Raw genomic sequence first — 15,809 nt, 5'->3', positions numbered from 1 at the left:
GTGGTCCTCGGCGACCACCGGGCCGGCGACGGTCACCCGCCGCTCGACGCCTTCGCCCCTTGCTCCGGCTGAACTCCCCGCCCCGTGTCCGTCTTTGTCCCCGAAGCGGAAGGCGCGGGGCGCGGGCGTCCTGAAAAGGCCGGCCGACGTACGACGTGACGGCGGTCGTGGGCTCGCGGTGATCCGCGGCGTAAAGATCCGTTCATGGTTCTCGGGCGAACAGGGACAGTAACCGTCGTGATCTGATAAGAAATGCGCACACTTCGGTTAAGAGGGATAGCTCCTGCGCGCCTCGTGACGTGGACGCACCTGTAGGCCCGAGTGACGCTTCGACCGCCGTCACGGCCACAGATGTGACGGCGCGTCAGTTTCTAGGAGATTTCTGCATGGCCAAGAAGGCCCACGCCGCGCCGGGACGTCCCGGACGCGCGGCAGTCAAGACCGGCAGACGGGCCAGGGCGATCACCGCGGCTTCCACCGCTGCCATCGCTCTCGTCGCCGTCACCGTGACCGCCACTGGAGCGGTCGCCCAGGGGGGAGCGGCCGGATCGGGCGGACCCAGGCGAATAGGGACGGCCCCGCGGGTCCCGGCGGGTGCGACGGTCACCGGCGCGACCGCGTCGGGAACCACGCTGCACCTCAGCGTGAACCTGGCTCCGCGTGATCCGCAGTCGCTGGCGGACTTCGTCACCGCCGTGTCCACACCGGGGAACGCCCAGTACCACCACTACCTGGCCAAGGGGCAGTTCGCCGCGGTCTTCGGTCCCACGCGGGCCACCATCGCGGGAGTCTCGCAGGCGTTGAAGGCGGCCGGCCTCTCTCCCGGCAGGGTCAGCCCGGACGGCCTGTCCATCCCGGTCACCGCCACCGCCGCGCAGGCGTCCCACGCCTTCGGCACCGGCTTCCGCGACGTCCGGCTCAAGGACGGCACCACCGACTACCTCAACACCTCGGCCCCCTCGCTGCCCGCGAACGTGGCGTCCTCGGTGACCGGGATCGTCGGCCTGAGCAGCATCAACACCGTCAGCAGTCACCACTCCGCGGTGCGTCGCGCAAGCAGGCACAGCTCTGCCACCGCCACCGCCACCGTCTCCGGACGCAGTTCGCGCACGGTGACCCCCCACACGTACACCCCGGCACTCTGCGCCGACTTCACCGGCTCCGGCCTGACCGACGGCACCGACTACTACAGCCCTGGCAAGCTGGCCGGCGCCTACGGGATGACCAGCTCCGCCACCGCCGGTGCGGGGCAGACCGTGGCCGTGTTCGAGCTGGAGAACGTCGACGCCGGCAGCATCGCCGCGTACCAGTCCTGCGTCGGTACCAGCACCTCGGTGTCCCGCGTGTACGTCGACACGACGGCAGGGGCCGGCGCACCGGCCACCGACGGATCGGTCGGCGTGGAGTCCGCGCTCGACATCGAGGACCTGATAGGCCTGGTGCCCGGCGCCGCCGTCATCGACTACCAGGGGCCGGACGCCGCGTCCGCGACCGACCAGAACGTGCTCGACGTCTACCAGCGGATGGTCACCGACGACCAGGCGCAGGTCATCTCCACCAGTTGGGGCGAATGCGAGGCGGTCGAGAGCAGCGCGACCGCGAATGCCGAGAACACCGTCTTCGCGGAGGCCGCCGCCCAGGGCCAGAGCGTCGTCGCCGCCTCGGGCGATGACGGCTCCAGCGACTGCTACCGCGCGACCGGCTCCACGGCCAAGGCCGTCGACGACCCCGCGAGCCAGCCCTACGTCACCGGTGTCGGCGGCACCACGATGACCACCTCGGGCAGCACCACGACCCAGACGACGTGGGGCAACGCCTCCGGCGGTACCGGTGGCGGCGTCTCCTCGCGCTGGGCTCCCGTCGTCTACCAGGGCGGTGTCGCCACCACCACCAAGCGCGCCGTTCCGGATGTCTCCGCTCTGGCGGACCCGGCCGACGGGTATCCGATCTACTTCCAGGACGACAGCCAGTCCGCCAGCCCCGTCCCCGGTCTCATCGGCGGCACCAGCGGTGCGGCCCCGACCTGGGCCGCCGCGATCGTCCAGGCCAACGCAGGCACGGCCTGCCAGACCAACGGCCAGGTCGGCTTCCTCAACAACGCCCTCTACAAGGCCGCACGGAGCAGCTACCCGACGAACTTCTGGGACGTCACCAGCGGCGACAACTCCGTATACGCCACCGGCTACACGGCGGCCGCCGGCTACGACGAGGTGACCGGCCTGGGCTCGCCCAAGGAGGCCGGCCTGACCACCGCACTGTGCGCGGCCAAGGGCACGGCCGCCACGGGCGCCTCCACCTTCCACCCGCTCAGCAGCCCCAAGCGCCTGTTGGACACCCGCAACGGCACCGGCTGGGGCCTCAGTTCCATCCCGACCACGAAGCCCCTGGTCGCGGGCGGCACCGCCCCGGTCAAGATCGAGGGCGCCGGAGGGATCCCCAGCAGCGGCGTGACCGCTGTCGTGCTCAACCTCACGGTCACCGGCACCACCGGCGCGGGTTCGTTGATCGCCTGGGCCGACGGCACCAGCAAGCCGGCCACCAGCAACCTCAACTGGACCGGCGCGAGCCAGACCATCGCCGCCTCGGCGACCGTCAAGGTGGCGGGCGACGGCGTGGTCGACCTCTACACGAGCAGCACCACCCACCTGATCGCCGATGTCCAGGGCTACTACACCAGCGGCACCACCGGCTCGACGTACACGGCGCTGACCCCGGCCCGCCTGCTGGACACCCGCTCCAAGGTCGGCATCTCCACCACCAGCAAGATCTCCAACGCGGTGGTCAGCCTCAAGGTCCGCGGCCATGGCGGCGTGCCCACCGCCGCCACCTCCGTGGTGCTCAACCTGACGGCCACCCAGACCGTCGGCGGGGGCTACCTGGAGGCCTACCCCGAAGGCGCCACCCGCCCGACCGCGTCCAACGTCAACTGGTCGGCCACCGGGACCACCATCCCCAACCTGGTGGTCGTGCCGGTCGGCAGCGACGGCAACGTCAGCATCTACGTGCACGGCACCAGCCACGTGATCGCCGACGTCTCCGGGTACTTCTCCACCAGCGGTTCGGCCTTCCACACGGTCACCCCGCTGCGCCTGCTGGACACACGTCAGACGACGGCGCTGGGCGCCGGCAAGACGCTGGCCCTACAGATCTCGGGGCGCGACGCCATCCCGTCCACCGGCGTCAAGGCGGTCGTGCTGACCGTCACCGTCACCGGCACCACGGGCAGTGGATACCTCACCGCCTGGGCCGACGGCGGCAGCCGTCCGACGGCCTCCAACCTGAACTGGGTGCAGGGCAAGACGATCGGCAACCAGGTCATGGTGCCCGTCGGCTCCGACGGCAAGGTGGACTTCTACACGAACAGCACCACCAACGTGATCGCGGACGTGGCCGGCTACATCAGCTGACGCCCACCGACGACACGACCGCGATGCCCCGCCGACCATTCCGGACGGCGGGGCATCGTTGCACTCAGGGATGCGTGTGCTGCGCACTTCGAGCACGCGGGCTGTCAGCCGTCGCCGTCATCCTCGTCGTCCGGTTCGGGGGGCCGCCCAGCGGGGCTGCTCCACGAGCTTCTGCCGCCAGTCGATCCCCGTCAGAGGGCGCGGCCGGCCGGCTTCCCGTCGTGCTGCCCGCTCGGGGGCCGCCCAACTGTCCACGGACCGGCACGGATGCGGGACGACTGCCGGTTGGCTTCGGCGTCAGTGCCGCGACGGCTTGCGCCGCATGTGCAGCACCGCTGCCCTCCTGATGGACGGGCCGTGGTTCTGCCGTGGCCAAACGCCAGACAGGCCCGTGATCTGCGTTTCCGCAGATCACGGGCCTGTCTCCTGGGGTGAGTGACGGGACTCGAACCCGCGACATCCTGGACCACAACCAGGTGCTCTACCAGCTGAGCTACACCCACCACGACCGGTGGTGATTCTGTGGTTTCTCCGACCGGCCGAGAAAAAGTGTACAGGGTCCGAAGGGGTGCTCGCGCACGGCTTTCCGGGAGCCGTCCCCGGGGTCTCCCGGGTGCCTATTCCGCAGGCAGGACGTGCTTGGCCGCGATCGTCCGCGCGGTGTCCGAGTCCGGGCCGGGCTGCGGTACGAAGATCGCCTCGCGGTAGTAGCGCAGTTCGGCGATCGACTCGCGGATGTCGGCGAGGGCGCGGTGGTTGCCGTTCTTCTCCGGGCTGTTGAAGTAGGCCCGCGGGTACCAGCGGCGCGCCAGCTCCTTGACGCTGGACACGTCGACGATGCGGTAGTGCAGCCAGCGCTCCAGGGCCGCCATGTCCCGGGCCAGGAAGCCGCGGTCGGTGCCGACGGAGTTCCCGCACAGCGGGGCCTTGCCCGGCTCCTTCACGTGCTCCCGTACGTAGGCCAGGACCTGCTCCTCGGCCTCGGCGAGCGTCGTGCCGCCGGCCAGTTCGTCGAGCAGGCCGGACGTGGTGTGCATCTGCCGCACCACCTCCGGCATCGTCTCCAGGGCTTTGGCCGGCGGACGGATGACGATGTCCACGCCCTCGCCGAGCACGTTCAGCTCGGAGTCGGTGACCAGTGCGGCCACCTCGATGAGCGCGTCGTCGGACAGCGAGAGGCCGGTCATCTCGCAGTCGATCCACACCATGCGATCGTTCATGCGACCACCCTAAAGCTGACGTCGGCGTTTGGGTGCCCCCGGTGCGACGCCGACGTTCTGGGGGCTGCGCCGCCCCCAGACCCGCGCACCTACGGCCTACGGTCTACGGTCTACGGCCTCGTCCTCGAACGCCGACCGGGCCGGGCCGGGTCGGCTGGGTGCCGTCGTTCTCGCTCGCCGCACGGCTGAGGGGGCGGTGGGTGGGCGAGGGGATGGGAGCGGCCCACCCGAGCTGGTCGGGTGGGCCGGTGGCGGATCAGCTGCCGGTGCGCGGGCCCGGGAGGCTCGGTGACAGGCCCACCGCCGCTGTCCTGCGGGTCTGCATCGGGAGGACGCCCTCGGGGTACGGGACCGCGAGCGGGCCCGTCTGCGTGAGCGGGGCCGGTTCCGGGGTGTCGGGGCGGTCGGACTGCGGGCGGCGTGCCCGGTAGGCCGCCCGGTACGCCGCCGGGGACGAACCCAGCTGGCGCCGGAAGTGGCCGCGCAGGGCGACGGGAGAGCGGAAGCCGCAGCGGCCCGCCACCTCGTCCACCGAGTAGTCCGACGTCTCCAGGAGACGCTGGGCCTGGAGGACCCGTTGCGTGATCAGCCACTGGAGCGGCGCCGACCCCGTCAGCGAGCGGAAGCGGCGGTCGAAGGTGCGGCGGCTCATGTACGCGCGGGCAGCCAGCGTCTCCACGTCGAACTGCTCGTGGAGGTGTTCCAGCGCCCAGGCGACGACCTCGGCGAGCGGGTCGGCGCCGATCTCCTCTGGTAAAGACCGATCGAGGTAGCGCTCCTGACCGCCCGAGCGGCGCGGCGGGACCACCAGACGGCGGGCGAGTGCACCGGCCGCCTCGTTGCCGTGGTCCGTCCGCACTATGTGGAGACAGAGGTCGATTCCGGCCGCTGTTCCGGCGGAGGTGAGGACGTCGCCGTCGTCCACGAAGAGTTCCCGTGGGTCGACGTGCACCGACGGATAGCGCTTGGCCAGCGTCGGCGCGTACATCCAGTGGGTGGTGGCCGGGCGGCCGTCCAGCAGCCCTGCGGCGGCCAGCACGAACGCGCCCGTGCACAGCCCGACTATGCGCGCACCCTCTTCATGGGCGCGGCGCAGCGCGTCCAGGGCCTCTTCCGGTGGCGGCGCGGTGATCGAGCGCCAGGCCGGTACGACGACCGTGCCGGCGCGTGAGATGGCCTCCAGGCCATGCGGCGCGGTGAGTTCCAGGCCCCCTGTGGTCCGCAGCGGGCCTTCCTCGCCTCCGCACACCAGCAGTCGGTAGCGCGGTACGCCGGCGTCCTGGCGGTCTATCCCGAACACCGACAGCGGGATGGAACTCTCGAAGATGGGGCCGCCGCTGAACAGCAGCACCGCGACGATCTCCTTGCGGCGTCGCCCGGAGAGTTTCCGGACCGCGGCTTCCGGCGCGGCAGTGGAGTCGTGGCTCATCCTGCTAAGCCCCCCTTGGTGGTCGCGGCTCCTCGGTTGTGTCGCTCCTGCACGTTTCCCCTCGGTCCTGCACGAGTCCCCCGCCGTAAGACGTCAAGATCGAATCTACTGGTTTCCGCGGTGTCGCGTTGACCAGTTCGACACGCCGCCGATTGTCGACATGACAACTTGGCGTGAAGCATTCGATCACGAAGGGTTGCACTCACGGGCCGTGCAGGGAAGTGCGCCTCGTGGCAGTGGCCAAACCGCATAGGGTGCGGAGGGTCCCGCAGACCCTTTCCGTGCAGGTGGAACGGGGGTTGGGGGGTGGTTGGGACCCCTCTTGCACAGGTCCGGGAAGTTGGCTGAAAAGAAGCGTTCGTGTACGCGGAAACCGGTCAGTCGACCGGTGTACTGCTCCGGGTGTGACGTCCACCTCTCCGGGCCGCCGCCGGGTGCCTCGCGCCGTGCTCCGAGCGGCGCAGCAGGAAGCGGCAGGCGGCGGTGACGGCGACGAGGCCGAGGGCGGTGCCGGCCGCGCCAGCCGGCGAGGTGCCGTACCAGAGGAGCACCACGGGGACGAGGGCACAGGAGAACGCGGCCCAGCGGACCACATCGTCGGCGGTGTCGGGGGCGGGGTGCGGGCCTGGCACCCGGTGCGGGCCTGGCGCTCGCTGGGGGCCCGGGGCCCGATGGGGGCCTGGCGCCCGATGGGGGCCTGGGGCCCGGTGGGCTCCGGCGGTGGGGGCGCCGGGGGCGGTGGGGGTGGTGGGGCGCGGTCGGGGCATGCTCGTATTCCTTCGTGGTTACTCGCGGTGCTCGCGGTGTTCGTGGTACTCGTCGTGCTCCCTCGTGCTCCCTCGTGACGCACTGGTACCGGGATCAACGCGTGTTCGAGCCGTCGGTCACCGTGCGTGCGGCCCTCGGCGCTGTCCGAATCCTGTGCAAACCGCCTGTACGGGGCAGCAACCATTGCGTTACGGGCGCGGCTCGTGCATGCTCCCTGGAACCCCTAACCGACTCCGGGGAAGGTCCCCCACGGAGAGTGCGCGGGATCTGGGCTGAGGAGGCGTGCCGCCGTACCCTTGGGGGTATGGGGTTGGGAAGATGTTTCCCGGACACAGCTCCGCCGCACACTGTCGTCCCTCCCACACAAGGATCACAACGCCGAGACAGCCATGGCCGGTCACGAATTCTTCGATCCAGCGGACCGCAAGCGGCCGGTCGCCGACCCCACGGCGGCCGATGCGCTGGCGGCGGAAGAGTCACGCCCTTCCTGCGATCCCGCCTTCAAGCACGGGGTGGTCGTCGGCTTCGACGGTTCCACCTCCAGCGAGCGCGCCCTCGCCTATGCGATCGGGATGGCCCATCGCTCCCGCGCGGGGCTGATCATCGTCCATGTCGCCAACCGACTGCCGACCACCGTGTGGGCCGGCTGCGAACCGCCGGTGTTCGTCGACGTACCGGACCACCGGACCGAGGTGCTCGGGCTCGAACTCGCCTGCGCGGAGTATCTGGCCGAGGTGCCCTGGATCCTCGTCGAGCGCGGCGGTGACATCTGCCATGAACTCGAAGAGGTGGGGCGGGAGTACGAGGCCGACGCGATCGTCGTGGGGTCGACCCACGGAATCGTCGGCCGGATCTTCGGCTCCGTGGCAGGCAGACTCGCCAAGCGGGCCAAGCGGCCCGTCGTTGTCATTCCGTAACTCCACGTTCTCCCAGGTGAGATGTGCCATGGGAACGGGCGGCTCTCTTTGTGCGGTGCCCGAAATTCCTGGCGTGCGGAGGTGTTTGTGCCCTTGTGAAGGGCATATATCGGTCACCGCGCACAACTGCACAGAGCATGAAGGGAGCCCGCCGTGGACAATGACGTCTCCGCGGGAAGCGGAACCACCACCGTGGCCGGTCGACTCGCCCTGGGAATAACCCTGTTGGCGTTCGGACTCGGCACCACCGGTGTCATCGACAACGTCACCACCTCTGACGCCGTGTCAATCGCCCACTACGTGGGCGGAGTCGCCCTCTTCCTGGTCGGCCTGCTGGCTTTCCGTGACCGTGACGCCGTGAACGGCACCGGCTATGTGACCCTCGGCGCGCTCTGGTTCACCTGGGCCGTCTCGTCCGGCGGCAAGTCCTCGGCCAACGGCGCCGGTCTCTTCCTGCTCCTCTTCGCCCTCGTGGCCCTGTCGTTGACCCTCGCGGGCGGCGACCAGCTCGGACAGGGCATGCACGGGCTGCTGTTCCTGGCGATGCTCGTGCTCGCCGTCGCGCAGTTCGCCGACAGCTCGTCACTGACCAAGGTCGGCGGCTGGGTCGCGGTGGCGGCGGGGGCGGTGGCCTGGTACGCCGCGACGGCCGCGCTCGCGCACTGGCCGACGGTGCTTCCGGGGCGGGCTGCCGGTCGGGGAGTGACGGCCCACGGCTGAAAAGGCAGCCGACGCCGGGGAGTTGGGCGGCCCCGGCGATCCAATGAGCGGACCCTCGCGTGGCCTTCGGCGCACGTGGGGGTCCGCTCGGTCGTCCGGCCCGTGCGGGATCGGTGCGGCGGGGGTGTACGTCTGCGGGGTGAGACCGGTCCCCCGCCGTATGGGGTGAGTGGCAGCAATCCGCATTTGGTCGTATTGACCGAACCTCGCCCCCCGTGGCTAGCCTGAAACCCGCTGTGTTCGTCCTCCTGACGAAAAATGCCGCCGGGGGCTCGGTCCGGCTCAGTCCGTCCGTGACCGGGGGTGTTGAGTGATCGCCGCCATCGACTTCGGGGCCTCGGCGACGAAGGCCGCCCTCTTCGAGAAGGGCTCCTCCAGGCCGGTTCTCATCGACGGAGCACACGAGTCCTCCAGCGCGGTGTTCCTCCACCGGGACGGGCGGCTCCTCTCCGGTGTCGGTGCGCTCGCCAGCGCCCGACGCCGCCCGCACCGCATGCAGGCCGCGCTGAAGAGACGGATCAACCGTCCCGACGAGATCGAGCCCGTCCACCAAGAAGTGGAGTTCGACGCGGTGGTCCTGCGCCCGCTCGTGCGCTGCGCGGCGGCGGTGATCGGCCATGCCTGGCAGGCCGTGCTCCAGGAGACCGGCGGCGTGGAGGTGCCGCTGTTACTGACCCACCCCGTGGGCTGGAACGAGATCCAGCGTGCGGCCATCCTCGAAGCAGCGGCGCTGGCGGGGGTCCGGCCCTCCGGTCTGCTGAGCGAGGCGGAGGCCGTCGGGTGGCACTTACGTGCTGCCCGGCAGTCCACGGGCACCCTGCTCGTGGCGGACGTCGGGGCATCCACCCTCGACATCGCCGTCCTCGGCCTCGAACCGTCCGGCGGGATCACCGTCCGGTACGCCGACGGCGACAACTACCTCGGCGGGGACGACTTCGACCGGGAAGTCCTCGCGCTCGTGGCGGCCGCGCTCTCCGACGACCCGCGGGACGCGGTGCTCCTGACGGAGTTCACCGAGTTCTGCGACGCGTTGCCGCACCTCGCGGCCCGCGAGGCGGAACGGGTGAAACGCATGACGGCCGAGACCGGGACGGCCGTCTTCGCGCGTGGCGACATCGCGGTCGAAGTGGCCCGCGACGAGTTCTTCGACGCCACCGCACACCTGGTCGACCGGATCGTCGGCCGGGTGCGGCGTGCGATCGAGGGCGGAACCGCACGGCCGGAAGCGATGGTCGTCTCGGGCGGCGCGGCACGCCTGTCCTCCGTCCGCGACGCGCTCGCCGAGCTGGCCGAGGAGACAGGCGTCGAATACCTCGCCTGGGACGAGTCGGGCTTACCGGGCACTGCCACGGCGGCGGTGTCGCTCGGTGCGGCAAGCATGCCGCGGCCATGGGGAGGGAACACCGCCAGGGCCCGGCGGCCGGTGACCCTTGAGCATGCGGTGCTCTCGGCGGGGGCGTCGCAAGCGGTCGCGGTGCCGGGCGGGCTCGTCGTCGGCACGCCGATGCGCGGCCTGCGCGAGCAGTCGGCCGACGCTCCGGTGGAACTCGTCCGCCGCAGCACACGGCGCCCGCGTGACGACAGGCTGCTTCTGCGGCCGCACGGTGTGGCGGCCCTGGGCTACGACCCCTCCGGCGACAGGCTGGTCACGGTCGCGCAGGACCGTGGCGCGTGTATCTGGGACATCGGCGAGGACCGCCCCCTTCGGTCCTACCGCGCGTATTGGCAGAGCGGCTCCGTCAAGCCGTCGAGCAGCGTCGTGGCAGCCGCCGCACGCGGCCGACAGGTCGCATGGGCCGACTCCGACGGAGTGGTGTCGATCGTCGGCCCCGACCGGAGATCCCTGCGGCTCGGCCACCCTCCGCACCGGCTGGCCTTCACGGCGGTTCCGTACCTGCTGGCTGTGGGAGCCGACCGGATCACCCTGATCGATCCCGGAACGGCCGAGCCCCTGGACGTGCTCCAGCTTCCCGGGCCGGCTCCGCGCACCGCTGTCGCGCTCGCCGGGGAGGCATCGCTCGTGTTCACTGCCTCGGACCGGGACATACAGTGCTACGACTGCTCGCGCGAACGCTTCACCCCGGTCTGGAAGCGCGAGACCTTCGTCGCGTCGGCCCTCGCCGTCGTCCGGGTGGAATCCCGCCCGGTACTCGTCGCATACGACACGACGATCCGGCTGTACCGGGCCCTGGACGCGCGCACCGGGGTGCAGAACGCCCTGAAGGACGCCGAACGCGCCGCCGCCCCGACCGAGTTGCTGGCCGACGGGACAACCGGGGTGGCTTACGCCCGGCACGAGCGTGGCGAGGTGTCCGTCCTGACGTTCTCCGGGGTGCTGCCGTGATCGCCGGACCGGGCCCGGCCTCCGAAGCGCTGGCCGTTCTGGCCGAGTGGCTGGCGGTGCAGGAGGACCTGCGGGGCGAGGGGTTCCTGGCCGACATCGCTGCACAGTGCCGGCAGCCGTTACGGGTGATGGTCGCGGGCTATGTCTCCTCGGGCAAGTCGACACTCGTCAACGCCCTGCTCGGACGGGAGCTTGCCGGCGTGGACCGCCGCGAGACCACGGCCGAGGTGACCTGGTACCGCCACCCGGATCTCGCGGGGCAGCCGCCGCTCGGAGGCGGGCACCGCGCGGTCGAGACCGGCTTCCCGCTCGCCGACCGGCTCGTCCTGATCGACAGCCCCGGTCTCAACACGGATTCGGGAGTGCAGCAGGCCACGCTGGACCTGCTGTCCGCGGAGCACGACGCGGCCGGCACCGCTGCCGCGCTGGTCTACCTGGTCGTCGGTGAGCCCGCTGCCGGGGATGTCGAACGGTTGGCGGACTTCATCGCCCTGGGCTCGGGCGATCTGGGCAACGTCGTCCTGGTCGGCGGCAAGGCGGAGACCGTCTCGGAGACCGCGATCAAGGACTCGGTCGAGCGGCGGGAGACCGTCGAGGAATCCGCCGCGAGGACCGAGCGGCGGCTGCTGATCCGGAAGGCGTGCGTGCGCAGTGTCGCGGTGAGCCAGCACCTCGCGATGGCGGCGCGGTGCGGGCGGGTGCGGCAGGAGCACGTGGACCTCGTCCGCGTGATCGTCGCTGATCCCGAGCTGCGCCGGTTCGCGGAGAACGGATGGGCGCAACTGAGCCTGGTGTGGAGTGCGCGCGGCTGGGCGGCCGAGGCCTTGGCTCCCCTGCGTGCCCTGACACCGAGTCTCGGCTGGCTGGTGTCGGAGCTGCCGGCCGCCGGTGAGCTCGACGTGGCGTCGCTGTCGGCCTGCTGCGAACGGGTTTCCCGGCTGTCGCGCCTGGAGCAGGTGCTTGCCGAGCTGGCCGACGACGCCGACCTGCTGACCGTGACCGCCGCGACCGAGCGGCTGCGGCGATGGGCGGACCGGCGCGGGCCGTTGCGTGCGGCCGTGGTTCGCGAACAGCTCGACGACCTGTGGAGCCGGTCGGAGTTCGAGGCGTTCCCCCGACGCCGGGCCGCGCTTCTGCTCAGCACCTCGCTGCTGGCCGACATCCCGGTCGCCGACCGGGACTGGGCGATCGCCCTGCTCCGCGGCGAGCCCCATGAACTCCCCGAGCCCTTGACGGCGGTGATTCAGCGCTGGCGGCGCCGGACCGGTTCCGGGGTCCGGGGAGTGCTGGCAGCCGACGTGGCCCAGACAGTCGTCACCGCTGCGGTGCGGCAGCTGACCGGATGATGAGGAACGACACCATGGTCGACATCGTGTGGTGGGTGGGCGGCGCCCTGGTGGGCTTCTGGGCCGGATACCTGGCCCGGGGGCCTCGGACGCCGGTTCGGGACGGCCTCGCCCCGGCAGCCGATGAACGGCCCACGACGGAGGGTGCGGAGAGTGCCGTGGCACCCGAACCGGTGGTGTCTCCGCCTCCGGACAGCGGGGTGTCACCGGAGCCGCGACGGTCGGAAAGCGCCGAGCGGCCGGACGGGCCGGCTGATCGGCCGGCACCCGGAGATGTCCTGCGCACCGCCACCGAAGTACTGGACGTGGCCGATCTCGTCACCAACCCGGAGCTGAGTCGTCGACTGGCCGAAGCCGTCGTGCTACTCCCCGGTGTGGTTGCGATACGCCCCCTGCCCGGCGACGCGTTCGAGCCGCTCGAGCACGAGTGGGTGGGGAGCCGGGGCACGGATGACAGCAGCCGCTGGGACACGGTGGCCGAGGTCCGCTCTCCCGGCGCGTCCGCGTCGGGACGGCTGCTGCGTGCCGCGTACGTCGTCGTCTTCGAACCCCCGGAGGAGTCATGAGCACGACCGCGACCGGCCCCGACCCGATCGACGAGAAGATCACCTATCTGGTGGGGCGCGTCCGTTCGCTCGCCGACGACCTCATCGCACCGCCCACTCTTGACGCCCTCGACAGGCTGGTCCGCCGCCGTGGGACTCCGGCGGTCCGGGCCGTGGTGGTCGGCGAGGTGTCCCGGGGGAAGTCCACCCTCATCAACGCCCTGATCGGGCGGCGCCTGCTGCCCGATGCGGCCGCCGCGCTCACCGCGACATGGACGGTGCTCAGCCACGGCAGCCGGCTGATCGCCAGGGCCCACGTCGCCACCGCCTCCGGGCTCGAACAGATCCTGCTGGAAGGCGCGGACATCGACGCCTACATGACGGTTGTCGGCGAGCGCCTCGTTCGCCGGCGCCACGGTGCGCAGGCGCGGGTCGCATCGGTCGAGATCAGGCTCGACGCACCGGCCTTGGCCGGCGGCCTCGAACTCATCGACACTCCCGGCGTCGGCGGGCTGTCGGCATCGCACCGCTACGCGACCCTGGCCGCGCTCGGCGAGGCCGATGTCCTGATGTTCGTGATCAAGCCCGGCGAGCCGATCAGCGCCACCGAGCGCGGGTTTCTCGCCGAGGCCGTCAAACACCTCGACACGTGCGTCGTCGTGCAGTCCCAACGGGACCTGGCGGCGGACCCGGACAAGCACCTGACCGACGACGTGGAAAGGCTCCGCTCCGCGGACGCCTGGGAGAAGCTGCTGGAGGACCCGGACGAGGCCCGGGAACTGGCCGCCTACTTCAGCAGGACGAAGGCCGTCTCCGTCTCCGCGTTGAACGCCCTGCGCGCCGCGGCCGACCCCGCGGACCCGATCAGCGCGCGGCTCTACCAGAACTCCGGTGTCCCGGAACTGCTGGAGATCCTGGACGACGTGGTCACCCGCGGCCGCACCGTGCATCGCAGGAACCTGCTCCGGCTGGTGGAGTCCGTGGCCCGGGAGTCCCGCAACCGCCTGCGCGACCGGGTCGAGATGCTCGCCGGAAGCGACGCCGGGCAGCGGTTGATCGACGAGCGGGCGGAACGCGTCGCGAAATGGACGACGAACGACGGAGCGCACTGGCGGGCCGTGCTGGACGACATCCACGAGGAACTCGTCAAGGAGGTCACCCGGCACGCGAGGAAGCGGGCCGAGGAGATCGGCGACGACTACCGGCGCCGACTGCGGGACATGAAGACCGCGGAGATCGTCGAGGAGACCAAGGGGATGCTCACGCTGCCAGACTCCGTGCTCGCCGAACTGAACCGCATCTCCACGGACGCGATGACCAACGGCATCGCTCGCATACGCCAGTTGTTCGTCGACGACGAACTCGACGGCCCACTGAGCCATCTGACCGAGACCCAGGCGGTGTTCAGCCGGCTGCCGGACGACTTCGAGGCGCTCACCGGGCCGACCGATCCCAACGACCTCCGCGGCGTCCTGGCCGGCGGGGTCGTCGCGGTCAGTGTCACCGCGCTCGGCGCCGCGGCGCTGGCGAACGCGGCGGCCGTCGCCCTGGTCGCACCCGTCGTGATGCCGTTCCTCATCGGCGCCGGGGTGTTCCACGTGTTCAACCGGAAGTCCCGGCAGCAGAAGCGCACCCTTCAGGGCGCACTCGACACGCTCGGGATCGTCTGCGACGAGATCCGGAACACCGCGGCCGACGCTGTGTTGGAGAGCGCCCGGGAAACGAAGGCGAACCTGGTCAAGCTGATCGACGGGGGGCTCACCGAGCTGGCGGCGCAGATCCGACGGGACCAGGAGGACCTGCTCCGGACCGAAGGACTGACACCTCAGGAACGGCGGGAGCGGCTGGCCGAAGCGGAACAGGAACTGCGCGACGCGGAGGAGGTCATGCAGGCGGCGGCCGTCCTGCGTGGCCGACTCGACTGATCCGCGCCGGCGGACCGGACCGGGCCTGACCCGTCCGGTCGGCCGGTTCGTACCCTCTGACGATCTTTTCAGGAGCGTGCCATGACGAAAGTGCGCCGCGTCGGGGTGATCGTGCCTCTGGGCGAGGAGTTCGAGTACGTCCGCGAAGCGCTGACGCCTTCCCGGGCCGAGGTCGTGGACGGCGAGCAGTACCACGGCTTCGACCTGCCGGCGAGCTCCGTCACCGGGGTCATCCGCGTGCTGTCGGACATGGGCCAGGCGCAGGCCGCCCTGACCGCGGACCGGATGATCAACCGGCTGGGCGTGTCGCTGGTCGTGGTGATCGGGACCGGCGCCGGCCTGGACGGTGACGTCCGGCTGGGCGACGTGGCGGTGGCCGATCAGATCCAGGAACACCTGCGCAAGGCCAAGGTCGTCCCGGGCCGCGACGGATCCGGCGTCACTTTCGAGCGGGCCGCCGAGTCCTGGCGCGCCAACGCCCGGCTCCTCGACCATGTGCGCAACTTCGGCTGGCTGAGCTCCGGCGAGGCCGCGCTCACCCGCTGGCGGCAGAGCGCGGCAGGCCGCTGGCCGGGCGGCGGCGAGGGGCCGACGCCGCCGCACGTGCACGTCGGACCGGTGGCCACCGGCGATGTGGTGGTGGCGGCGGGTACGTTCGCGAGATGGATCCGCGAGGCGAACCGCAAGTTCGTCGCGCTGGACATGGAGGCCGGGGGAGCGGCACTCGCGGCGTACCGCAACGAGTCGGCGGACCTCCTCGTCATCCGCGGGATCTCCGATCATGCCGACGAGCACAAGAAGGAGTGGGACGCGGGACACGACGCGGTCCGCGAGCGGAACGCGTGGCGCCGCTATGCGGTGCGCAACGCGGTGGAATACCTCGTGATCCTGCTGTCGAGCACCGGTTTTCCGTGGCGGGACGGAAAGGCCGCCAGGACCGAAGCGCCGTCTCGCGTCTCCGCCGCGTTGAAGATCGCGCAGTCGGCGTCGCTGGCCGATGCCGCCGTCAGCCTGCTCGGCGACCAGCTCGCCCACCCCGACACCGGGCATGAAGCCGGCCGGCCCACCGTCGACCAGTACGGCGTCGACCAGTACGGCGTCGACCAGTACGAGGTGGACCAGCACCATGACTACCAGCACACGCACGACGGCGCCGGTGACATCTGAGCCAGGGATGCGACCCGGCGG

At 71.0% G+C, this 15,809-nt stretch carries 11 protein-coding genes and 1 tRNA gene; 8 read left to right on the top strand and 4 right to left on the bottom strand.

Annotation, left to right across the window (positions count from 1 at the left end; genetic code table 11):
* Positions 1–386 precede the first annotated feature (386 nt).
* Positions 387–3,407 (top strand): S53 family peptidase, encoded by a 3,021-nt coding sequence (locus AB0P24_RS03705; protein WP_365790540.1) that lies wholly within the window; start codon positions 387–389, stop codon positions 3,405–3,407.
* A 427-nt stretch (positions 3,408–3,834) separates the two neighbouring features.
* On the opposite strand, the gene AB0P24_RS03700 is transcribed toward AB0P24_RS03705, so the two are convergent.
* The 4 genes from AB0P24_RS03700 to AB0P24_RS03685 form a co-directional block, all read right to left on the bottom strand.
* Positions 3,835–3,910: transfer RNA gene (locus AB0P24_RS03700), tRNA-His, on the bottom strand.
* 114 nt (positions 3,911–4,024) lie between these two features.
* Positions 4,025–4,627: an oligoribonuclease gene (gene orn / locus AB0P24_RS03695; protein ID WP_365790539.1), complete on the bottom strand. Its 603-nt coding sequence runs from the start codon at positions 4,625–4,627 to the stop codon at positions 4,025–4,027.
* A 256-nt stretch (positions 4,628–4,883) separates the two neighbouring features.
* On the bottom strand, positions 4,884–6,056 hold the full coding sequence (locus tag AB0P24_RS03690) for a helix-turn-helix domain-containing protein (RefSeq protein ID WP_365790538.1): 1,173 nt from the start codon (positions 6,054–6,056) through the stop codon (positions 4,884–4,886).
* 377 nt (positions 6,057–6,433) lie between these two features.
* On the bottom strand, positions 6,434–6,688 hold the full coding sequence (locus tag AB0P24_RS03685; RefSeq protein WP_365790537.1) for a hypothetical protein: 255 nt from the start codon (positions 6,686–6,688) through the stop codon (positions 6,434–6,436).
* Positions 6,689–7,213: 525 nt separating this feature from the next.
* On the opposite strand from AB0P24_RS03685, the gene AB0P24_RS03680 reads away from it, so the two are divergent.
* The 7 genes from AB0P24_RS03680 to AB0P24_RS03650 all read left to right on the top strand — a co-directional run bounded on the left by AB0P24_RS03680 (position 7,214) and on the right by AB0P24_RS03650 (position 15,788).
* Positions 7,214–7,741 (top strand): universal stress protein, encoded by a 528-nt coding sequence (locus AB0P24_RS03680; RefSeq protein WP_089105170.1) that lies wholly within the window; start codon positions 7,214–7,216, stop codon positions 7,739–7,741.
* A 153-nt stretch (positions 7,742–7,894) separates the two neighbouring features.
* Positions 7,895–8,461 (top strand): GPR1/FUN34/YaaH family transporter, encoded by a 567-nt coding sequence (locus tag AB0P24_RS03675; RefSeq protein ID WP_365790536.1) that lies wholly within the window; start codon positions 7,895–7,897, stop codon positions 8,459–8,461.
* Positions 8,462–8,771: 310 nt separating this feature from the next.
* Entirely contained in the window at positions 8,772–10,805 is a 2,034-nt protein-coding gene (locus AB0P24_RS03670; RefSeq protein ID WP_365790535.1) for an Hsp70 family protein, read from the top strand.
* Complete coding sequence (locus AB0P24_RS03665; protein WP_365790534.1) at positions 10,802–12,151, top strand: GTPase; 1,350 nt, start codon at positions 10,802–10,804, stop codon at positions 12,149–12,151. Before AB0P24_RS03670 ends, AB0P24_RS03665 begins: the two co-directional genes overlap by 4 nt.
* A 14-nt stretch (positions 12,152–12,165) precedes the next feature.
* Complete coding sequence (locus tag AB0P24_RS03660) at positions 12,166–12,717, top strand: hypothetical protein (protein ID WP_365790533.1); 552 nt, start codon at positions 12,166–12,168, stop codon at positions 12,715–12,717.
* Entirely contained in the window at positions 12,714–14,621 is a 1,908-nt protein-coding gene (locus AB0P24_RS03655) for a dynamin family protein (RefSeq protein WP_365790532.1), read from the top strand. Before AB0P24_RS03660 ends, AB0P24_RS03655 begins: the two co-directional genes overlap by 4 nt.
* Before the next feature lie 81 nt (positions 14,622–14,702).
* Entirely contained in the window at positions 14,703–15,788 is a 1,086-nt protein-coding gene (locus AB0P24_RS03650) for a 5'-methylthioadenosine/S-adenosylhomocysteine nucleosidase (protein ID WP_365790531.1), read from the top strand.
* Positions 15,789–15,809: the final 21 nt, after the last annotated feature.

Origin of the sequence: Streptomyces sp. NPDC086519 (genome assembly GCF_040686075.1) — a bacterium.
GTDB classification, from domain to species: Bacteria; Actinomycetota; Actinomycetes; order Streptomycetales; family Streptomycetaceae; genus Streptomyces; species Streptomyces shenzhenensis.
This window is presented reverse-complemented; position numbering and strand designations above follow the sequence as displayed.